We start from the raw sequence: 20455 nt of genomic DNA on the forward strand, positions 1-20455 counted from the left end.
TTGCGGCGCTGTGCAGTCAGCGTATGACCGGCGACTGACAGCCACGGACAACGCTCCGCATACTACCGATCAGTAGCTTACGCGCCAGTCCCCAGAGCCCAAATTCGGACGTACGGTACCGAAAACGGCAGGTCAGACGACAGAAGCTCCGGGGGGCCGGCGCCGGCCCCCCGGAGCCGGAATTCAGTCGCCGTACGCGGTGTTCGTCCAGCCCATCGTCAGGTAGATCTCGCTGCGGACGATGGCGCCCGGCTTCATCCCCTTGGTATCCACGTGCGAGACGGGCGGCCTACCCGGCGTGGGCGGGACCCGCTTGCCACCGTTGTCCTTCACGAGGACGAGCCGGGTTTCGAGTGGCGCGTACGTCATTGGGTCGAGCAGCAACTCGTTGTCGAAGACGTTCCCCGCCTGCGTCATCCGTCCGGCCAGGACGATCGCGGGACGCCCCGATGAGTCGCGTGCCGTGCCGAGGCTCCGGACACCGGGGACACCGGCGAGCACGCGGAAGACCGCGGACCGCAGCTGCGGCGAAGATGGGGCCGTCAAGAAGTGCCCGGCGACGGTCGGCAGGGAGCTCGCCTCACCGTTCCCAGCGGCCGCGAGCAGGTACCTCTCGAGTGCCTGCGGGTCACGGGCCATGGCGTCCCGATCCTTGTCGGTCGGCGGCATCGGCGGGCACGCCCCACGCTTGGCGCAGGCGGCCACTCGTGTCTCGGCCTGCTTCTGCTCCCGCTTGGCCGCCGGCGTGTATCGGATCAGCCTCCAGGCTTGTGATCTGGCGGACTGCTTGACGCCGCCTTCATCGACGAGCACTGTCCAGCTCGCCGGCGACCCCGCCCGCGCCCACGCCGCGCGGTCGACCGCGGTCTGCGGCGTGGCTCCGGCGGTCCGTACGCGGATGAGGTCTGGTTCCTTGTCACTCCGCGCGGTCCAGTTGTCCTGCTCGGTCCGCGTACCGAAGATCATGTAATCGCCGTGGTCGATGTGGTAGCCCTCGCTGCGGATGAAGTGGACGTGCCAGTACCGGCCGACGGGCGTGGCCGCGGCCTTCTCCGCCGCGGTCAGCAGGATCTGCCGGGCGGTCATGGGCCGGACCGGCGTGTGCCCGCCGGTGGCCGGTGTGCCACCGCCGGTCAGGCCGATCGCCACCGCCACCGCGGTGGCCGCCGCCACCACGGCGAGGCCTCCCCACAGGCGGCGGCGCGTACGGGTCGAGCGCACCGGCGCGCGGTCGGTCAGGCGCCGGCGGCCCTCCGCGACGACCTCTCCCGTCGGCGGGGCCTCCTCGAGGAGGTTCCGGATCATGCGGATCTCATCCATTGCTGTCCTCCTCCAGCGCGGAGCGCACCTTCTTACGGGCCCGGCTGAGGCGCGAACCGACCGTCCCGTACGGGATGCCGAGCGCCTGGGCGATCTCCTCGTGGGACAGGTCGCCGAGCGCGTTGAGCAGCAGGACGTCGCGGTCGCCCGGAGACAGCGCGGCGATGGCCTTCGCCAGCCGCGGCTGGAGGCTCTGAGCCGTGACCCAGTCCACCACCTGACCCTCGTGACTCTCGGCGACCTCATCCCGACGGAGACGGCCGAGCGCGCGGTAGCGGCGTGTCTCCTTCCGCCGGTGGTCGGCGACGAGGTTCGTGGCGATGCCGAACAGCCACGGCCGTACGCCGCCGCGGGACCCGTCGAAGCGGTCCCGCTTCCTCAAGGCGACGAGGAAGGTGTCGGCGGCGATGTCGTCGGCCACTTCCCGGCCCAGCCGTCCGGCGACGTAGCGGTAGATGTCGTGAAAATGCTCGTCGTACAGGGCGGTGAACGCGGCCTGCGGCAGGCCCGGTTCGGCGGCCGTGGGCGTCGTCCGCGGCCCGGCCCTCACGCGGGGGGCTCCGTCATCGAGGTCACCTTCCGGTGATCGGTATGGCTCACACCGGTACTCCGGCGGAGCATCCCTCAGCTTTCACACGGAACCAGACGGCGACCGCACCGGTCGTATCCTCGGCGCACCGCCACGGCCGGGCCGGTGCGTGCGCCGAGGTCGTGGTCGGCTGACGACCCCGAAGGACACCCAGTAACCTTTTATCCCGCAAATTCCCCTTAGTTCATCGCCCTGGATCGGAGTCTTCGGTGGCCAAGGTCGGCCGTCTCGCCGAGATGGGAATCTTTCGGGCGACGAAGTCGTTCTTCCGTGCTTCCGAGTCACAGGTCGCCAAGGCGGCCACCGGCTCAGAGCCAAAGGTCATCGCATATTCAATTCCTCAGAAATACCAGCGAGAGTTGACGCAATTTGCCGGACCTCAAGGTCGCGCGGCTATGGATACGCTCGAAAAATACGACGTCAAGGTCATCTTCAGAGAAGGCGGGGGCAGCCTGCATGACCCCGTAAATAATACGATCTACGTCGACGTGAAGATCGCCCACCCCACAAACCAGCTGATCCACGAAGCCACGCATTCTCGATGGAACCATGAGGGCAGGCATGCAGAGCTCTCGAAGCTCGGCAAAGACGACTACATCAAGCAAACTCTGGACGAAGAAACCGATGCCACGGTAAATGAGATCAAAGGGGTCTTCGAGTTGCGGAAAAATGGCATCAAGGTGCCCAAATCCCTCCTCCAGAGTCATTACGAATATGGCTACAAAAAATCATATCGATGGAACAAGCGCATAGCGAAGTCGCAGGGCAAACCTCTCTCTTATGCCGAATTGGAACGACTTGGCGACGCGGGTGGTCGCGCCGCAGTGAACGCCGCCTACCACAGTGGAGCGATTACAGGCTCCAGCACGGGCGTCCCCTATCCGCAACAATACGGTGATTTCTGGGACGCCTACCAAGCCTGGCGTCGTCAAAACGGGCAGATGAGCTAGCCGCACCATTAAGAATGGATCCTATGATCACTGGAGACCGGGAAACTCGCGAGCTCATAAGCAGTGCGCTGGCAGCGGAAGATCACCCCGACAAGGCGTTCTTGGCGGCCAACCCCGCTTCGGCGATCATGCGCCCGTCCAGCGTCCTTCCCGGTGGCGCGGAAGTGGTTCGTTTCGATTCCTTCCCGCATCCCGGTGCGAGCTTCTACGTCGGAGTCGTCGTTGGGAAGATCTTCTACCTCACGGAGTCACCGGATGCGTTCACCGAGATGATGCGTGCCGCCGGACTCCGTGTCGCCTCGCCGACGGACGCGGTCGCGGTCGCGCGCTGGTTCGTTGAGACCACTCGCGCGATGAACGTGTTCAGCGGCGTCCTGAGGAGCGTCGACGACATCCAGTGGGCGTCCGGCCCGCTCGCTCCTCCGCCGGAGCAGATCGGTGCGCTGGTCCACCGGTTGCGAGGCGTCATCGCACCGCCCGGCGCCGAGCCCCGGCAAGGCGGCCATCTCGTCACCCTCTACGTCCTACGCGGCTCGACCTTGCAACGCCGGACGATCACGGTCACCGACGACGGCGGCATCCAGGAGCGCGTCGACGAGGTGGCCAAGGATCTTCCCGTACCGATCAGCATGTGACCCCGCCCGGGGGCCGGCGTCGTCCCCACACAGAGCGGCCTGCTCCGGTCGCCCCTCCTCATCACGTGCGCGCATCTCGGTGAGGTGCGCTCGCCCTCCGACCACCACGGCGTCGTGCGTGGCACGGGTCACCCTGCCCCCGAGGGCACCGGCCCGCCTTCTGGCGCGGTCGCTCCGTGGCGCGTCGGCCTGAGATCACCTTCATCGCCCCGCGCCGACGGCGCCGTGCGGCGACCGGCACTCCAGCCAAGCACCCATCCGCGCCCATATGAGTAAATAGAGTTCTACAACGCGTTACATGCGCATATAGCAGCATTCGCTTGGACCGTCTTGCAGGTACCGCCGACACGGCCCCGACCGGGCCACGTGATGTCTGGGGGACGCAAGTGAAGAACGCACCCGGCCTGCGACCGGCGGTGGGTCTCGCCGTCGCCGCCCTGCTGGTGGGGACTTCCGCCCCGCCGGCCCACGCGACCACGGCGACTCCGAGTGCCGTCACATCGGTCACACCGGTCGCCTGGGTATCGAGGGCCACGCCGGCCACGGCGGCTCTCCGGGCGATGCCGCGGGCGTACCGGTTGGCTCTCCACGCGCAGTTCCAGACCACGAACTACTACTGCGTCCCCGCGTCCACGGCGATGAGCCTGTCCACGTTCGGGATCAAGGTCAGCCAGGACACGCTCGCCCGGAAGATGAAGACCACGATCCGCGGCACCGGCGGCGACAACGCCGCCGAGGTCATGGACGGCTACCTGCACCCGCGCCGGTACGACGACCGGATCGTCGCCGACGTCGTCGGCCGTCCCCAGATCCTCATGCAGCGGGTCTCCTACGACGTCGGCACCCTGCGCCGGGCGCCGATCATGCAGGTGTGGATGGAGAAGCTGCCCTGGAACCAGGGCCGGCTCAGAGGCCAGTGGATCGGGCACGCGATCCTCGCGTACGGCTACGACCAGACCGCCGGCACGATCACCGTCTTCGACCCCTGGCGGCCCACCGGCGGCGTCCACACGCTGCCCGCGAGGGTGCTGGCCAAGGCCCTGCAGATCGGCGCCGGCATGCACTACATCTCCCGCCGCTGAGCCCCACAGGAACTTCCGTCCTCACACGGGAACATCGCGGCATGCTCCCTCGTTGAACCAATCAGCAAAGTTGAGCGTGCCAGACTCAAGTCATTTGACAAGCCGGGATGGCTCGGGCAACCTTGCGTCTGCTGAACTCAGCTTCATGGACAAGAGAGCACGGTCGGAGGAACCAACTCATGGCACGAGCGGTCGGTATCGACCTTGGGACGACCAACTCGGTCGTCGCGATCCTGGAGGGTGGCGAGCCCACCGTCATCGCCAACGCGGAGGGGTCGAGGACCACGCCGTCCGTCGTCGCCTTCGCCAAGAACGGTGAGGTTCTCGTCGGCGAGGTCGCCAAGCGCCAGGCGGTGACCAACGTCGACCGCACCATCCGGTCGGTCAAGCGCGAAATGGGCACCGACTGGAAGCAGAAGATCGACGACAAGGACTTCACTCCTCAGCAGATCAGCGCCTTCGTGCTGCAGAAGCTCAAGCGCGACGCTGAGGCCTACCTGGGCGAGAAGATCACCGACGCGGTGATCACCGTCCCGGCGTACTTCTCGGACCACCAGCGGCAGGCCACCAAGGAGGCCGGCCAGATCGCGGGCCTCAACGTCCTGCGCATCATCAACGAGCCGACCGCCGCGGCGCTGGCGTACCACCTGGAGAAGGAGGGCGAGGCCACGATCCTCGTCTTCGACCTCGGTGGTGGCACCTTCGACGTCTCCCTCCTCGAGGTCGGCGACGGCGTCGTCGAGGTGAAGGCGACCAACGGCGACAACCACCTCGGTGGTGACGACTGGGACCAGAAGGTCGTCGACTGGCTGGTCACCAAGTTCAAGAACGCCCACGGCGTCGACCTGTCCAAGGACAAGATGGCGCTGCAGCGGCTCCGTGAGGCCGCGGAGAAGGCCAAGATCGAGCTGTCCAGCTCTTCGGAGACGAGCATCAATCTGCCGTACATCACGGCGTCCTCCGAGGGCCCGCTCCACCTGGACGAGAAGCTCACCCGGGCGGAGTTCCAGAAGATGACCTCCGACCTGCTCGACCGGTGCAAGACGCCGTTCCAGCAGGTGGTCAAGGACGCCGGCATCAACGTCAGCGACATCAACCACGTCGTGCTCGTCGGCGGCTCGACCCGTATGCCCGCCGTCGCCGACCTGGTCAAGGAGCTGACCGGCGGCAAGGAGGCCAACAAGGGCGTCAACCCCGACGAGGTCGTGGCGGTCGGCGCGTCCCTGCAGGCCGGCGTGCTCAAGGGCGAGGTCAAGGACGTCCTGCTGCTCGACGTGACCCCGCTGAGCCTGGGCATCGAGACCAAGGGCGGCATCTTCACCAAGATCATCGAGCGGAACACCACGATCCCGACCAAGCGGTCGGAGGTCTTCACTACCGCCGATGACAACCAGCCGTCCGTGGAGATCCAGGTCTACCAGGGCGAGCGTGAGATCGCGGCGTACAACAAGAAGCTCGGCACCTTCCAGCTGACGGGTCTGCCCCCGGCGCCCCGCGGCGTGCCGCAGATCGAGGTCACCTTCGACATCGACGCCAACGGCATCGTGAACGTCGGCGCGAAGGACCTCGGCACCGGCAAGGAGCAGTCGATGGTCATCACGGGCGGCTCGGCGCTGCCCAAGGACGACATCGACAAGATGATGCGCGAGGCGGAGCAGTACGCCGAGGAGGACCGCAAGCGCCGCGAGGAGACCGAGACCCGCAACAACGCCGACACGCTCGCCTACTCCACCGAGAAGTTCCTCGGGGAGAACGACGAGAAGATCCCGGACGACGTGAAGACCGAGGTCCGTACGGCGCTGGACGAGGTCAAGAAGACCCTCGAGGGCACCGACATCGACGCGATCCGCTCGGCGTCGGAGAAGCTCGCCCAGGTCAGCCAGAAGATGGGCGCCGCGATGTACGCCCAGAACCAGCCCGGTGAGGGTGCGCCCACCGCCGACGCCGGCGCGGGCGCGCAGGGCACCGCCCAGGAGGACGAGGTCGTCGACGCCGAGATCGTCGACGACGACAAGGACAAGCGCGAAGGTGGTGCGGCGTGAGCCGCACCCCCCTTTCCGCCCTGGTCCTTTTCGCAGAGGAGGACTGGTGAGCGGAGCGGACCAAAGAGCACAGCACGGTTCGTCACGCGCTGACGAGCCGCGAGGCGAGGAGGAAGCGTGACGGAGCGTCGTGACGACGCCGAGGAGCGCGAGGGACCGGTGATCCGCGACAAGCGGCGCATCGACCCCAAGACGGGCAAGGTCCGGGAGTCGGCTGAGCCGGCTCCCGGGTCCTCCCCGGGCGCTCCCGAGACCGCGGCCGACGAAGAGACCGCGGACCTCAAGAAGCAGCTGACCGAGCGCACGCTCGACCTGCAGCGGCTTCAGGCGGAGTACTCCAACTACCGCAAACGGGTCGAGCGCGACCGGGTCATGGTGCGCGAGCAGGCCCTGGCGAACGTCCTGACCGAGCTGCTGCCGGTGCTCGACGACATCGGGCGGGCCCGCGAACACGACGAGCTGAACGGCGGGTTCAAGCAGGTCGCCGAGGGGCTCGAGGGCATCGTCGGCAAGCTGGGTCTGCAGTCCTTCGGCGCTCCGGGCGAGCCGTTCGACCCGAACATCCACGAAGCGCTGATGCACTCCTACTCCGCCGACGTCACCGAGCCGACGGCCGTGCAGATCCTGCAGCCGGGCTACGGCATCGGTGAGCGGATCCTCCGGCCGGCCCGCGTCGCCGTGGCCGAGCCGGGCGGTGAGGCGGAGCCCGAGGAGCCGGTCGAGCCGGAGACGGCCGAGGCCGAGGACTCCGAGGCCGAGACGCCGCCCAAGGCCGACACGGCCGACGAGGACTGACGAACGAGCACAACGAAACGAGGTAAGGGGCGCCGGTGAGCACCAAGGACTATTTGGAGAAGGACTACTACAAGGTCCTCGGTGTTACGAAGACCGCCACCCAGGACGAGATCAAGAAGTCCTACCGCAAGCTCGCTCGCCAGTACCACCCGGACGCCAACAAGGGCGACCCGGAGTCCGAGGAGAAGTTCAAGGACATCTCCGAGGCGTACGACGTGCTGTCGGACGAGAAACGGCGCAAGGAGTACGACGAGGCGCGCAGCCTGTTCGGCGGTGCGCGGCCCCGTGGAGGCGCCCAGGGGGGGTTCGGCTTCGATCTCGGCGACCTGTTCGGGAACACGGGCACGGGTCAGACCACGAGCGGGACGGGCGAACGCATCGGCGACCTGTTCGGCGGGTTGTTCGGTCGCCGCCAGGCGGGTCAGCGGCCGCGTCGTGGCTCCGACGTCGAGTCGGAGATCACCATGACGTTCGGCGAGGCGCTCGACGGCCGTACCGTCCCGCTCCGGCTGACGAGCGAGGCGGCCTGCCCGACCTGCCGGGGGACCGGTGCCAAGGCCGGCACGGTCCCCCGGGTGTGCCCCCGCTGCGAGGGCACCGGGCAGGAGAGCCGCAACGCCGGCGGGTTCGCCTTCTCCGAGCCCTGCCGCGAGTGCCACGGCCGTGGCCTGGTCGTCGACGACCCGTGCACCACGTGCTACGGCAGCGGCCGGGCGCAGAGCACCCACACGATCCAGGCGCGCATCCCCGCGGGAGTGAACGACGGGCAGCGCATCCGGATCAAGGGCAAGGGCGCGCCGGGAGAGAACCGGGGACCGAACGGCGACCTGTACGTCGTCGTGCACGTCAAGCCGCACAAGGTCTTCGGCCGCTCGGGCGACAACCTCACGCTGAAGGTGCCGGTCACCTTCCCGGAGGCCGCGCTCGGCGCCGAGATCAAGGTGCCGATCCACCGCGGCCAGCCCAAGACCGTACGGATCCCGCCGGGCACGCCCAACGGGCGGGTGCTGCGGGTCCGCGGCCAGGGCGCCCCACGGCGCGACGGCACCCGGGGCGACCTGCTCGTCACCGTCGACGTTCAGGTACCCAGCGAGGTCGACGACACCACCCGCGAGGCACTGGAGAAGATGTCCGGCAGCCTCGGCGGTGACGGTGTGCGGAGCGAGCTGATCCGGATGGCGCGTGAGGAGTGAACATCATGGACCCTTTCGGCGACGACAGCCCGGTCTACGTGATCTCCGTCGCCGCGGAGCTGTCCGGCATGCACCCGCAGACGCTCCGCACGTACGACCGGATGGGCCTGGTCTCGCCGGGCCGTACGTCCGGCCGCGGCCGCCGCTACTCCATGCGCGACATCGTGTTGCTGCGGGAGATCCAGCGGCTGTCCCAGGACGAGGGCATCAACCTGGCCGGCATCAGGCACATCCTCGACCTGCAGCGTGAGTCCGAGGCCCTGCGGGCCGAGGTCGCACGCCTCAGGGGGCTGGTCGAGGAGCTGGGCAACGAGCTGGAGTCCACCCGTGCGGTGGCCGCCCGGCTCGCCCGGCTGAAGAACACCCCCGAGTCGACGGCCGGCGCCGAGCTGGTGCCGATCCGTCAGACGAGTGTGGTCGTGTGGCGCTCACGCGGGGAGGAATAAGTGGACTACAAACGGACCGAGAAGAGTCAGGAGGCGCTCTCCGCCGCCCTGCGCCGGGCTGCGACCGAGGGGCACCCCCAGGTCGAGCCCGCCCATCTGCTCGTCGCGCTGCTGTCGCAGGGCGAGGGCACGGTGAACCGGCTGCTGAAGGAGGTCGGCGCCGATCCGCAGGCGCTGCGCCGCCGGGCCGAGGAGCAGATCGCCGCGCTGCCGAAGGCCGCGGGCAGCACGGTCGGCGCGCCGGAGACCTCGCGGGCGCTGCTGGTGGTGCTGAACACCGCGGCGAACCGCGCCCAGCAGCTCGAGGACGAGTACATCTCGACCGAACACCTGCTCGTGGGCCTGGCGGCCGACGGCGGGCCGGTGGCGAAGCTGCTGCGTGAGGCCGGTGCGACCCCCGACGCCCTGGTGGAGGCGTTCCCCCGGGTCCGCGGAAACGCGCGCGTGACCAGCGAGAACCCCGAAGACACCTATCAGGCGCTGGAGAAGTACGGCGTCGACCTGACCGAGCAGGCCGAGGCGGGCAAACTCGACCCGGTCATCGGCCGCGACAACGAGATCCGCCGCGTCGTGCAGGTGCTGTCGCGGCGCACGAAGAACAACCCGGTGCTGATCGGCGAGCCGGGCGTGGGCAAGACCGCGGTGGTCGAGGGCCTCGCCCAGCGCATCATCGACGGCGACGTGCCGAAGACGCTGGAGAACAAGCGGCTCGTCGCGCTCGACCTCGGCGCGATGGTCGCCGGCGCGAAGTTCCGCGGCGAGTTCGAGGAGCGCCTCAAGGCGGTCCTGAACGAGATCAAGCAGAGCGACGGCCAGATCATCACCTTCATCGACGAGCTGCACACCGTCGTCGGCGCGGGCGCGGCCGAGGGGTCCATGGACGCCGGCAACATGCTCAAGCCCATGCTGGCCCGCGGCGAGCTCCGCATGATCGGCGCGACCACGCTGGACGAATACCGCGAGCGGATCGAGAAGGACCCGGCGCTGGAGCGCCGCTTCCAGCAGATCTTCGTCGGCGAGCCGACGGTCGCGGACACCGTCGGGATCCTGCGCGGGCTCAAGGGCCGGTACGAGGCGCACCACGAGGTGGTGATCACCGACGCGGCGCTCGTCGCCGCGGCGTCGCTCTCCGACCGGTACATCACCGCCCGGTTCCTGCCGGACAAGGCCATCGACCTGATCGACGAGGCCGCGTCCCGGCTGCGCATGGAGATCAACTCGCGGCCGGTCGAGGTCGACGAGCTGCAACGCGTCGTCGACCGGCTGGAGATGGAGCAGCACCAGCTCAGCAAGGAGTCCGACGAGGCCTCCCAGCAGCGGCTCGAACGGCTCAAGGCCGAGCTCGCCGACCGCAAGGAACAGCTCAACGACCTGAACGCCCGCTGGCACGAGGAGCAGGAGGGCCTCAACAAGGTCGGTGAGCTGAAGAAGCGCATCGACGAGGCCGAGAGCCGGCGCGAGCAGGCCTTCCGCCAGGCGCAGCTCGACGGCGACTGGAAGGCTCCCAGCGACATCGCGGTCGAGATCAAGCGGCTCCAGGAGGAGCTCGAGACCGCGGCGGAGGCCGCCAACAACCCCAACGCCATGGTCAAGCGGGAGGTCACCGCCGACGACGTGGCCGAGGTGGTCGCGGCCTGGACCGGCATCCCGGCCGGGCGTCTGCTGGAGGGCGAGACGGCCAAGCTGCTGCGCATGGAAGAGGAGCTCGGCCGCCGCCTGATCGGTCAGTCGAGCGCCGTCAGAGCCGTCTCCGACGCCGTACGCCGGGCGCGGGCGGGCGTAGCCGACCCCGACCGGCCCACGGGCTCGTTCCTGTTCCTCGGCCCGACCGGTGTCGGCAAGACCGAGCTGGCCAAGGCCCTGGCGGACTTCCTGTTCGACGACGAGCGGGCCATGGTGCGAATCGACATGAGCGAGTACGGCGAGAAGCACTCCGTCGCACGGCTCGTCGGCGCGCCTCCCGGCTACGTCGGGTACGAGGAGGGCGGCCAGCTGACCGAGGCGGTCCGCCGCCGGCCGTACTGCGTCGTGCTGCTGGACGAGGTCGAGAAGGCCCACCCCGAGGTCTTCGACGTGCTGCTCCAGGTGCTGGACGACGGACGGCTGACCGACGGCCAGGGCCGTACGGTCGACTTCCGCAACACGATCCTGATCATGACGTCGAACCTCGGCTCGCAGTTCCTGGTCGACCCGTCTCTCGACGACAAGGCCCGACGCGAGGCCGTGATGAACGCGGTGCGGGCGAACTTCAAGCCGGAGTTCCTCAACCGCCTCGACGATGTGATCGTCTTCGACGCGCTGTCCACCGAGGAGCTCACGAAGATCGTCGATCTCCAGGTGGACCGGCTCGCGGCACGCCTGGCGGACCGCCGCCTGACGCTGACCGTGACCGACGCGGCCCGCGACTGGCTGGCGCTGACCGGCTACGACCCGGCGTACGGCGCGAGGCCGCTCCGCCGGCTCGTGCAGAGCGCCATCGGCGACCAGCTCGCCCGCGAGCTGCTGTCGGGCGAGATCCGCGACGGCGACGAGGTCGTCGTCGACGCCGACCCGACCGCCGACCGCCTGACCGTCAAACCGGCGGTACGGGCCGCCTGACGCGGCTTCGCGACGGTGGGGAGCCACCATCCAGGCTCCCCACCGCGCATGTCACAACCCGATCAGGGCGGTGTGCATGTGGTCGTCCAGCTCGGCGACGAACGGCTCCGTGCGCCAGGGGCGCAGCGCGAGCCGCGCCGTCCGAAGTCGCTGGGCAGGCACCCGGCCGCGCGTCGCCGTCGTCAGCGTCACGCACTCGTGCAGGTCCGTCGCCGCCGTCTCCGGCCCGCCTGGCTCCCCGGTGCGCAACAGGGCCAGGGCCCGATCCGTCAACACGATCGCCCGCTGCACCGACTCACGTGGCCGGGTCAACTCGGCCGCAGCCGCCGACAACCGTCGTTCCGCCTCGCCGGACTCACCGAGGAAGATGCCGCACACCCCTATGAACCCATGCAATCGGGCGGCGGAGAAAACCTGCGGCATCGGATCGTCGGAGGTGTCTCGGTCAACGTCGTGGTACGCCAGGTGCAGTGCCGTCCGGGCCTGCCGCTCCGCGGGTGGTTCCCCGCGAGCGGCGATCTCCGCTTGGAGGGCATGTGCTCGCGCGCGCATCAGCGCGCTCTGCCCGCGGCGAGCATCCGCGACGGCCGCCTCCACGATCCGGCGGGCGGCGGCGATGTCGCCCGTCGCGTAGTAGGTGACCATCGTCTGGCCAGTGCGGATCAGTGCCCGTCGCTCCGGAACCGCCGGGTCCGCGGTCCGAACGGCCTGCCGGTACAGGGCGAGCGCCGCACCGTCATCGTGGGTTTCGAACGCGAGTCGCGCCGCGAGCGCGAACGCCTCCGCCGCGACTCGCCGTAACGGCCCTACGACCGGGGCCGGGACGGGACCAGCGAGCAGGTGACGGCACGCTTCGGTGATCGCGGCCTGGGCCAGGTGCAGCCGGACGAACGGGACGGTCCCGATCTGCCGGTCAACGGCGACCGACGCCGCGCCGAGTGCGTCCACGACGGCAGAGTCCAGCGTCGCCGGATCGGCGAGCGCGGCCGTCAGCGCCCCACGCAACGAGGGGTTGAGAAACGCCAGCAGATGCCCGCCGCTCCCGGTGACCGATGCGGTGACGGTCGAGGCCAGTTCGTCAATGGCGGCCTGTGGGACGTCGTATCCCGCGTACGCGTCGAGCAGCTCGGCCAGATCGGAGCCGGGACCGAGCGCGACCTCTCCGGCCGGAGTACGTGCGTAGATGTGCGCGAGCAGCAGCCGATACTGCTCGTCCGGGACGACCGCCCCGGCTGCCCAACGTGCGATGGCGCGTCGGACGCTGGCCTGTTGCGCGGACGCGATCCGGTCGATACGCAGCCTCCGCGCCGTCTCCCGCAGCCCAGCGGCAAGCGCGGACCACGACATGCCACGCGCGACACGCAATCGTTGCACTCGCGGCTGCGTTGTCCCGGCCGGCAGTCACTCTCGCAGTACACCACTGACGCCTCAGACGGGCAGCACCATTCGCGGTTTGTCCAGCTTCGCCGCGTAGTCGAGGGTGTAATAGGTGCCGCCAGCGGTGGTTCCCATTCGGGGGAAGCCGATGACCATTTCCGACCGGTCGACCATCCACCGGTTCCGCGCGTGATAGCCGTCTGTCGCGAGCGGCCCACCGAGCTCGACCACTTCGTCGAGCCGGCCGGCGTCCTTCGCCGTGGCGATGGCTTGGCGTGCGTCCGCGGGTTGGTCGGCCAGCCGAGCCGGTACGGCGACCGTCAGGTGTACGCGGGTCTCCCGTGTCAGCCACAGCAGCGCCAAGCTGTCGATGCCTTTCGCACCGCCCAGATAGAACCGGACACCGTCAAGGGCGAACGGGGCGAGGTACTCCTCGAACAGATGCCGGTACTTCTCCAGCGGGCGATGCCCCGTTGACCGTGTCCCAGTGATCGTCACGGCGCGCGGCATGGCATCCCTTCCCGTGTCACCAGATGTCATCTCCTGCCGACCGTGGCCGCCCGGTTCACTGGTCCGCATGACCACGTTGACATGCCTGGACCAGCTTGTCAGCTCGCTTGCCGCCCGTGGACCTGCTGGCGGTGGCCAGTGAGTAGGGCGACGGTCGGCCCGCGAGAGCAACCGATGCACCGAGCAGATGAGAGCGGACGGTTGGCTCTGGGAACCGTGGCCGGCCGGAGGTGGCGATCGTTGCCGGCCGCGCCCGAGTCGGTGACGCAGGCACGTCGGTTCGCAGAAGGCGTCCTCGCGGAGGTGGCCGAACCCGACGCCGACCACGTCGACGATGTGGTCCTGGTCGTCTCAGAGCTGATCACCAATGCCGTCCGCGAGGTCGCCAGGCTGAACCGCGCGCAAGACGATGGCAGACCGGTACACCTCGGCCTCGCCGTCCGGCCCCGCTGGACCCACATCTCCGCGGTCGATACGGCCCCGGACCTGCCCAGGGAAACCGGCTACGGGCCACTTCCGACCTCTGGACGGGGCATCCCGATCATCCGCCACCTCGCGGCCATGACCTGGGTCGAGCAAGCCGATGAATACAAGACAGTCCACGTGGTCGTGACCCGCACCGGCGTGGAGCTGACCCCCGAGGAGAGAGAGTCACTCAAACCCTGAGCCGTTATCGCGACCGGCGCTCACCGTGCCGGACGTCTCGCTTCTGATACCCGACTGGATCGGCTCTCTCCCCATGTCATCTGCCATTCCTGACTTCGACGATCTGCTCACGCCGCGCGAGGCGGCCGCACTGCTAGGCGTACGGACCACCACGATCGCCCGGTGGGCACGAGACGGGATCATCAAGCCCGCCGTCCACACCCCTGGTGGCCATCGCCGCTACCGGCGTGGCGAGGTGCTGGCCCTGCGGACCGCCAACACCACCAACGACGGATCGAGGAGGACGCGGCCCGGCTCTACGACCAGGGGTGGCCGATCCGCCGAGTCGCGGCCGAGTTCGGCGTGAGCTACGGCATGATGCGCCGCATCCTCATCAGGCAGACGACGATGCGGGAGCGCGGCGGGCAGATGGGATGAGGCGGCTCCCGCCTCCTGCGACCGTCAAACCCGCGGTACGGGCCGCCTGACACAACGCGCGACGGTGGGGAGCCACCACCCGGGCTCCCCACCGCGGGGCACGCGCTGCTGCGAGACTCTCTCTGTGCTTCCGTAAATATCGCCAGCGCGAACGAGCATGGATGGGAATCGATGGCGGACGAATTTGCGGCCCGGCTCACGGCACTGACTGATCTCGCCCACAGCGTCAAAGAGATCTCCTACCTGTGCGATCACGTGGGTTCCGGCATCTCCGAATACACGAACATTCCGTCCGGTGCCTGGCCGGATGTGGCGCGGAACGCCCAGCACGCCTACGAGTCGGCGCGCACGAGCTTGGCCGAGGCCGTCGGCGGCACGGGCTCCGGCAAGGGAATCGGCGAAGTGGGGCACGACATCGTTGAGCGGCTGGCGGCCGTGCTGGGCAAGTACGGCGATGCCGAACGCGCGGCAGAGATCGCTACGTTCGACGTCGGAAAGGCGCTCCACGATTCAACGGCAGGTCGGGCCGCTCAGACCCTCATCGACGACATTACGCACGCTTCGCAGCCGAGCGGTCACGTGGACCGTGACTACCCCGCATTGGGCGCACCGATCTTGAATGCGGCATTCGGCTTCCGAAGGAACATCGGCCCGCTGAACACGTCCCTGGGACGGCTCAAGCAGGGGGCACCGGTGCTGGAGGCCATCCGTGCCTTGGACGCCCCTGTCGGCATTCGGGACGCCGTGAGGTACTCCCCGCTGGTGGAGGCCCTGCGCTCGTCGCGCGGGTTGCTCCTCCGGACGGCCGCCGGGTTCGGCGCGGATCTGGCGATCGCGACCATCGACGCGAGTCTGGTGATCCCGAACGAGGTCGCCCCGCATCCGTTCGCCGTCGAGCAGGACCGGTGGCGCAAGATCGCGACGGCCACTGCGGGCGAGGGCGGCCTGGCCGGTGCGGCTGAGGGCGCTCTCCGCCATTACCGTAAGTACTGGATCGGTGACGCCTCCGACGCGTTCGCCCGGTACGTCGACTCGGCGTTCGTCCAGACCGTCAATCGGTTCGGGGATCTGGCGCTGGAGGTGAGCGACCTGTGCGGGCAGATCGCGCGGGCACAGGAGCGGTTCATGGCGGAACAGACCGTCATACACATCACCATGATCGGTGCGCTGGTGTTCGTGCCCGCGTTCTCGCCGATCGGCGCTGCGATCGCCTCGGCGGTGGCCGCGGCGTTCGGCGGCGTCGAGATCAACAAATGGCATGGCATGCATGACGCGATGAACGGCATCGCCGACGCGACCCGGCGGGTGACCGAAGACGCGCAGGCGCTGGCGGCCTCGTGCAGGGCGATGATCTCCGGCGAATCGTCGGCGTTGAGCACGTCGCTGTAGCGGCTCAACCACCTCCAAGTGGACTAACACCCTGGTTATGGCGTAGTCCATACATCCATGACCCAACTCGTCGTCGGCCCCCTGCTCCGCCACGTCGGACCGGACACGGCCGCGATCTGGCTCGAGACCGACCAGCCGTGTGACGTGCGCGTCCTCGGCACGACCGCCTCGACGTTCACCGTCCACGGGCACCACTACGCGCTCGTCCAGATCGAGGGGCTGGCCCCCGGCTCGGACACCGAGTACGAGGTCGCGCTCGACGGCGAGACCGTCTGGCCCGAGCCCGGCTCGCCGCCCAGCCGGATCCGGATTCCCGCGCCCGGCGCGGCCCAGCGGATCGCCTTCGGCTCGTGCCGGGTCGCTCCCGGCGTGGAGGAGGTCCACGGGCCGGACGTGCTCGGCGCGTTCGCGCGGCGGCTGGCGGACGGGCACGAGTGGCCCGACCTGCTGCTGATGGTCGGCGACCAGGTGTACGCCGACGAGACCGGGCCGGAGATGCGGAAGTTCATCGAGGCCCGCCGTGACACCGGCGAGGCGCCGGGCATGGAGATCGCCGACTACGAGGAGTACACCGAGCTGTACCGGCTCGCCTGGACCGACGACGCGATGGTGCGGTGGCTGCTGTCCACCGTGCCCAGCCTGATGGTCTTCGACGACCACGACATCCGGGACGACTGGAACACCTCCGAGACCTGGTTGCGCGACATCCGCGCCCAGTCCTGGTGGCACGACCGGATCACCGGCGGGCTCGGCGCGTACTGGGTCTACCAGCATCTGGGCAACATGTCGGCGGCCAAGCGGGCCGAGGACCCGGTCTACCGCGAGGTGCTGGCGGCGGACGGCGACGCCGGGCGGATCGTCGACGAGTTCGCCGAACGCGCCGACCGGCAGGCGGACGGCACCCGGTGGAGCTACTCCCACGACTACGGGCGTACGCGGCTCGTCGTGGTGGACAGCCGCTGCGGGCGGGTGCTCCGCGACGGCCGGCGGTCGATGCTCGACGACGAAGAGCTGGAGTGGGTGCAGGAGCAGTGCCGCGGCGACGTCGACCACCTCATCGTCGCCACCTCGCTGCCGTTCCTGCTGCCGGCCACGATCCACCACCTGGAGTCGTTCGACGAGGCGATCGCGGGCGGCGTGTGGGGACGCCGGTTCGCCCGGCTCGGCGAGAAGATCCGGCAGGGCGCCGACCTGGAGCACTGGGCGGCGTTCGAGGCGTCCTTCCACGCGCTCGCCGACACGCTGCTGGAGGTCGCGCGGCGGGAGGACGGGCCGCAGAGCATCACGCTGCTCTCCGGCGACGTCCACTACTCCTACCTCGCGCGAGTCGCCGGCACGACCACGCCGATCTCCCAGGTGGTCTGCTCACCGATGCGTAACCATCTGCCGCTGAAGTACCGGCTGCTCCAGCGCGCGGCGTACGGCCGGCTCACCGACGGGCCCGCCCGCGCCCTCGCCCGGCTCGCCCGCGTGCCCAGGGCGCCGATGACGTGGCGGCTGAGCCACGGCCCGTGGTTCGACAACGCCGTCGCGACGCTCGTCGTGGACGGGTCCACCGCGTCCGTGCGCTGGGAGGCCGCCGGCCCCGGCAGGAAGCTCCGCGAAGTCGACCACGCGTCCCTGTCGAAGCCCGTGGAGCCGCGTGGCACGGCTCAGCGGAACTGACGGCCCGGCGCGTCGTCGGTCTTCTTGAGCAGCTCGTCCAGCAGCGCGTCGTACCGGTCCTCCGGACGGCGCAGGTCGAGCCGGCAGCGGTAGCGGATGCGCAGCAGACCCTCCAGGCTCTCCTGGTCACCCGCCCGTGCCAGGTCGGCGCCCTCCGTGGCCCAGTCGTGCGCGGCGGCCAGCTCGCCCTGTTCGTACAGCAGCTCGGCCACCGCACGATGGACCTCCGGGTCCTGAGGCGAGTCGGCGCGCACCTGGGCGATCAGTCCGCGCGCCTCGTCGAGCTCACCCAGCTCGAACAGGGCGCCGGCGAGATAGATCCGCGGATCGCCGTAGGTGTCGCCGCCGTCGGCGAGCGCGTCGCGATAGTTCTCCGCCGCCTTGCCGTGGTCTCCCGCGTGCTGCCACTGCTCACCCGCACGCAGCAACAGGCTGGCGCGTGACACGCCGCCTGAGACCGTCTCGGCGAGTTCGACGAAACGCTTCGCCGCCGCCGCGTGATCGCCCGTGCGGAGCGTGTCGAACTCCATGTCATCGAGATCGTCTTCGGTCACATGCGTCACCTTCTAGACGCTACCCGGCGGACCTCCTGCGAATCTGGTCATTTCGTATCATCCCTGCGACACGTCACAAGGGTTCGCCGGACGGGACGGCCCCCGCCGCGAGAAGGCTATACGCGGCGTGAGCGTTCGAGCGCATCCCAGAACCCACGGCGAAGGGCGTGTCGCACCTCGTCGTGCAGCAGGAAGTCGATCGGCAGCGAGGACCCCTGAAGCAGCCGGGCCTCAAGGTCTGACGGCATTCGCGGCTTGCGGGCGAGCACGGCCTCGAGCCACAGAGCCGGCGCGTCGCGCGCGACCGACTCGCCGAAGTCTTGACCCTCCTGGTGGGCGGCCTTGACCGCGTCGGAGAGCGTCGGCGTGGACTGCTGCGGTTGCGGCGGCGGGATCTGCTGCGGGCCGGTGTAGGGGCCGACGGGCTGCTGGACGTACTGCGGGCCGCTGTTGTTGCCGTTCGACGACGAGCCTCCCGACGACGGCGTACTCGACGACGGCGGGCTCGTGGGCTTGGGCGGGATGATCGGCGGCGTCGGCGCGGAGTGCGTGGGCGTCGAGCGCAGGGGCGGCACCGGGATCACCGGGCCGGCGGTCGGCGACGAGCCCAGACCCGACGTGGACGACGTGGAGGAGCCGCCGAGCTGCGGCGGAGTGATCGGCGTGCTCGGCGGCGGGCTCGACACCGAGGGCTGCAACGGGGTCAGCGCGCCGCCGGTGGTGCTGGTCCCGTGCCCGTTGGACAGCGGCGGCGAGGAGGTGTTCACACCCGCCAGCAGGTTGACGTACGGCCGCAGGTGGCCGGCGCCGATCTCGATGAGGTCGTCGCACTCGTGACGGAGCACGCGGGAGATCGTCCAGTTGCCGTCCACCGCGACGTGCAGCACGCTCACGCGGACGCCGTGGTCCTGGGCGTCGGCGATGACCTGGGCGATGTCCTCGTCGCCGCTGACGACGACGGCGTCGGCGACCCCGCCGTTGCGGGCGAGGGTCATCAGGTCGCGGTGGATCTCGGTGTCGACGCCCTCGCGGCGGCCCGGGCGGATGCGCGAGAGGCGGAGCTTGATGCCGGGCAGGTCGGCGAGGGCGTCGTGCTCGGGCGACCGGCGGCCCTCGACCGTCGCCTCGTACCAGTAGCAGCGCAGCAGCGGCAGGCCGGTCCGCTCGCGCGCCAGATTGCCGAGCAGCTGGAGAAGGCCGGCGTAGTCCCACGAGACGGACTCGCGACGGCGGGTTCCGTGCACCGCCATCGCGCCGTCCGCCAGGAGATAGCTGGCATCAACGAACAGCGCGCAGCGATCCACGCGACACCGCCCCTTCCTCGGCACGAGACCCTATATCGATGGCTTACGGGTGAACTTTCGAGCCGGCGAGCGACCTTGGGCAACCAAAGCGTAGTGAAGTCCGCGGCCGCCGTATGCCGATCCAGTAATTGGAGTCTCCTGAGGACTATGGGGCGAATGCGGCTTACTTTCATTCAGTTGGCCAGACCACTCCGGCGTGTCACGTTGACTCGGTCGCTCGCCACTGTAGGACGAGTCGCCTGACAACACTGCGTGACTTCCGAAGCTCGACAGTCAGTACGTCCGTTCGGCGACGGTATCACCCGATTCTGAAGCGGTGGGAACATCTCAGAGAGCGGAGATGAGGGCGGTGAGAGCCTCCGCCGTGGCACCGGGATCGATCACCGCCGAGAAGTGCGAAAACAGGCTTTCGCGGACCTCCCAGCCGCGCATCCGCGCCTGCCGTACTTGATCTTGGTAACGGTCCGAGGTGGCCAGGTATCCGCACGGCGCGTCCGGCCAGTCCTGAGCCATCGGCGGCTCCTCGCCGAGGAAGTCGCCACCGCGCTGACGCACCGTCACGCCGACCGGCACCTCTTCCTCCCGGTACGGGCGGCTCGTCCCCGGGCCGGGCAGCCGGGCGTCGAGGAAGACGTAGCCGCCCACGAGCCGGTGCGCCGCCCGCTGCGCCGCCCCGATGGGCGGCAGGAGCGGCCCCGCGTCGCCGTGCGCGACGAGCACCAGCGGCGGCCTGGCGCCGGCGGCGGTGATCTCCAGCGCGGCGCGCGCGACGTAACGGCCGGCGTACGGCGGCCGGTCGTCGTCGGTGACCTCCGGGACCACCACGTCGTACGCGCCGAGCGCCGCGGGCAGTGAGCCCCACGCCGACGCGGTGGTCAACGGACTGTGCAGGAGGACGAGCGTGCCCGGTGTCATGACTAAAG

Annotated in this window: 20 protein-coding genes; 13 read left to right on the top strand and 7 right to left on the bottom strand. The window is 69.2% G+C overall.

What is annotated here, in order from left to right; genetic code table 11:
* Positions 1-183 precede the first annotated feature (183 nt).
* The gene (locus ACQEV1_RS51550; protein WP_433405555.1) at positions 184-1320 is read right to left on the bottom strand and encodes a CU044_5270 family protein; all 1137 of its coding nucleotides are present in this window, start codon (positions 1318-1320) and stop codon (positions 184-186) included.
* Positions 1313-1870, bottom strand: a complete 558-nt coding sequence (locus tag ACQEV1_RS51555; RefSeq protein WP_433405557.1) for an RNA polymerase sigma factor — start codon at positions 1868-1870, stop codon at positions 1313-1315. Before ACQEV1_RS51555 ends, ACQEV1_RS51550 begins: the two co-directional genes overlap by 8 nt.
* Before the next feature lie 248 nt (positions 1871-2118).
* Between ACQEV1_RS51555 and ACQEV1_RS51560 the strand changes: the two genes are divergently transcribed.
* The 8 genes from ACQEV1_RS51560 (at position 2119) to clpB (ending at position 11650) form a co-directional block, all read left to right on the top strand.
* Complete coding sequence (locus ACQEV1_RS51560) at positions 2119-2859, top strand: hypothetical protein (RefSeq protein WP_433405559.1); 741 nt, start codon at positions 2119-2121, stop codon at positions 2857-2859.
* Between the two features lie 164 nt (positions 2860-3023).
* Positions 3024-3494, top strand: coding sequence for a hypothetical protein (locus ACQEV1_RS51565; RefSeq protein ID WP_433405562.1), 471 nt, complete (start codon positions 3024-3026; stop codon positions 3492-3494).
* Positions 3495-3880: 386 nt separating this feature from the next.
* Complete coding sequence (locus tag ACQEV1_RS51570) at positions 3881-4576, top strand: C39 family peptidase (RefSeq protein ID WP_285629455.1); 696 nt, start codon at positions 3881-3883, stop codon at positions 4574-4576.
* Between the two features lie 179 nt (positions 4577-4755).
* The gene (gene dnaK, locus ACQEV1_RS51575; protein ID WP_285582096.1) at positions 4756-6618 is read left to right on the top strand and encodes a molecular chaperone DnaK; all 1863 of its coding nucleotides are present in this window, start codon (positions 4756-4758) and stop codon (positions 6616-6618) included.
* Positions 6619-6735: 117 nt separating this feature from the next.
* Positions 6736-7413 carry a nucleotide exchange factor GrpE gene (gene grpE, locus ACQEV1_RS51580; RefSeq protein WP_285629454.1) on the top strand — a complete coding sequence of 226 codons (678 nt, stop codon included), beginning with the start codon at positions 6736-6738 and terminating at the stop codon, positions 7411-7413.
* Positions 7414-7448: 35 nt separating this feature from the next.
* Positions 7449-8606 (top strand): molecular chaperone DnaJ, encoded by a 1158-nt coding sequence (gene dnaJ, locus ACQEV1_RS51585; protein ID WP_285629453.1) that lies wholly within the window; start codon positions 7449-7451, stop codon positions 8604-8606.
* A 5-nt stretch (positions 8607-8611) separates the two neighbouring features.
* Positions 8612-9052 carry a heat shock protein transcriptional repressor HspR gene (locus ACQEV1_RS51590; protein WP_285629452.1) on the top strand — a complete coding sequence of 147 codons (441 nt, stop codon included), beginning with the start codon at positions 8612-8614 and terminating at the stop codon, positions 9050-9052.
* Entirely contained in the window at positions 9053-11650 is a 2598-nt protein-coding gene (gene clpB / locus ACQEV1_RS51595; protein ID WP_433405566.1) for an ATP-dependent chaperone ClpB, read from the top strand.
* A gap of 51 nt (positions 11651-11701) precedes the next feature.
* On the opposite strand, the gene ACQEV1_RS51600 is transcribed toward clpB, so the two are convergent.
* A complete protein-coding gene (locus ACQEV1_RS51600) occupies positions 11702-13015 on the bottom strand; it encodes a hypothetical protein (RefSeq protein ID WP_433405569.1) in 1314 nt (437 codons plus the stop codon).
* 63 nt (positions 13016-13078) lie between these two features.
* The gene (locus ACQEV1_RS51605; RefSeq protein ID WP_433405572.1) at positions 13079-13537 is read right to left on the bottom strand and encodes a hypothetical protein; all 459 of its coding nucleotides are present in this window, start codon (positions 13535-13537) and stop codon (positions 13079-13081) included.
* Positions 13538-13777: 240 nt separating this feature from the next.
* Here ACQEV1_RS51605 and ACQEV1_RS51610 point away from each other — a divergent pair, with 240 nt between their 5' ends.
* The 5 genes from ACQEV1_RS51610 (at position 13778) to ACQEV1_RS51630 (ending at position 17674) form a co-directional block, all read left to right on the top strand.
* Positions 13778-14203, top strand: coding sequence for an ATP-binding protein (locus tag ACQEV1_RS51610; protein WP_433405575.1), 426 nt, complete (start codon positions 13778-13780; stop codon positions 14201-14203).
* Between the two features lie 73 nt (positions 14204-14276).
* Positions 14277-14549: a helix-turn-helix domain-containing protein gene (locus tag ACQEV1_RS51615; RefSeq protein WP_433405578.1), complete on the top strand. Its 273-nt coding sequence runs from the start codon at positions 14277-14279 to the stop codon at positions 14547-14549.
* Positions 14519-14620: a hypothetical protein gene (locus tag ACQEV1_RS51620; RefSeq protein ID WP_433406165.1), complete on the top strand. Its 102-nt coding sequence runs from the start codon at positions 14519-14521 to the stop codon at positions 14618-14620. Before ACQEV1_RS51615 ends, ACQEV1_RS51620 begins: the two co-directional genes overlap by 31 nt.
* Before the next feature lie 171 nt (positions 14621-14791).
* Complete coding sequence (locus ACQEV1_RS51625; RefSeq protein ID WP_433405580.1) at positions 14792-16009, top strand: hypothetical protein; 1218 nt, start codon at positions 14792-14794, stop codon at positions 16007-16009.
* A 57-nt stretch (positions 16010-16066) separates the two neighbouring features.
* Positions 16067-17674, top strand: coding sequence for an alkaline phosphatase D family protein (locus tag ACQEV1_RS51630; protein ID WP_433405582.1), 1608 nt, complete (start codon positions 16067-16069; stop codon positions 17672-17674).
* Here ACQEV1_RS51630 and ACQEV1_RS51635 read toward each other — a convergent pair.
* The 3 genes from ACQEV1_RS51635 to ACQEV1_RS51645 all read right to left on the bottom strand — a co-directional run bounded on the left by ACQEV1_RS51635 (position 17662) and on the right by ACQEV1_RS51645 (position 20447).
* Positions 17662-18228, bottom strand: coding sequence for a tetratricopeptide repeat protein (locus ACQEV1_RS51635; protein ID WP_285582086.1), 567 nt, complete (start codon positions 18226-18228; stop codon positions 17662-17664). The genes ACQEV1_RS51630 and ACQEV1_RS51635 overlap by 13 nt on opposite strands.
* Positions 18229-18344: 116 nt before the next feature.
* The gene (locus tag ACQEV1_RS51640; RefSeq protein ID WP_433405584.1) at positions 18345-19532 is read right to left on the bottom strand and encodes an NYN domain-containing protein; all 1188 of its coding nucleotides are present in this window, start codon (positions 19530-19532) and stop codon (positions 18345-18347) included.
* A gap of 327 nt (positions 19533-19859) precedes the next feature.
* The gene (locus tag ACQEV1_RS51645) at positions 19860-20447 is read right to left on the bottom strand and encodes a hypothetical protein (protein WP_433405587.1); all 588 of its coding nucleotides are present in this window, start codon (positions 20445-20447) and stop codon (positions 19860-19862) included.
* Positions 20448-20455 lie beyond the last annotated feature (8 nt).

It is taken from the genome of Actinoallomurus sp. CA-142502 (assembly GCF_050936355.1).
GTDB lineage: Bacteria > Actinomycetota > Actinomycetes > Streptosporangiales > Streptosporangiaceae > Actinoallomurus > Actinoallomurus iriomotensis.

What these genes read in the sequence shown, in the direction of transcription:
- ACQEV1_RS51550 (WP_433405555.1), bottom strand. Translation starts at nt 1,320, where the DNA reads ATGGATGAGATCCGCATGATCCGGAACCTCCTCGAGGAGGCCCCGCCG.
- dnaK (WP_285582096.1), top strand. Translation starts at nt 4,756, where the DNA reads ATGGCACGAGCGGTCGGTATCGACCTTGGGACGACCAACTCGGTCGTC.
- ACQEV1_RS51590 (WP_285629452.1), top strand. Translation starts at nt 8,612, where the DNA reads ATGGACCCTTTCGGCGACGACAGCCCGGTCTACGTGATCTCCGTCGCC.
- ACQEV1_RS51605 (WP_433405572.1), bottom strand. Translation starts at nt 13,537, where the DNA reads ATGCCGCGCGCCGTGACGATCACTGGGACACGGTCAACGGGGCATCGC.
- ACQEV1_RS51615 (WP_433405578.1), top strand. Translation starts at nt 14,277, where the DNA reads ATGTCATCTGCCATTCCTGACTTCGACGATCTGCTCACGCCGCGCGAG.
- ACQEV1_RS51625 (WP_433405580.1), top strand. Translation starts at nt 14,792, where the DNA reads ATGGCGGACGAATTTGCGGCCCGGCTCACGGCACTGACTGATCTCGCC.
- ACQEV1_RS51630 (WP_433405582.1), top strand. Translation starts at nt 16,067, where the DNA reads ATGACCCAACTCGTCGTCGGCCCCCTGCTCCGCCACGTCGGACCGGAC.
- ACQEV1_RS51645 (WP_433405587.1), bottom strand. Translation starts at nt 20,447, where the DNA reads ATGACACCGGGCACGCTCGTCCTCCTGCACAGTCCGTTGACCACCGCG.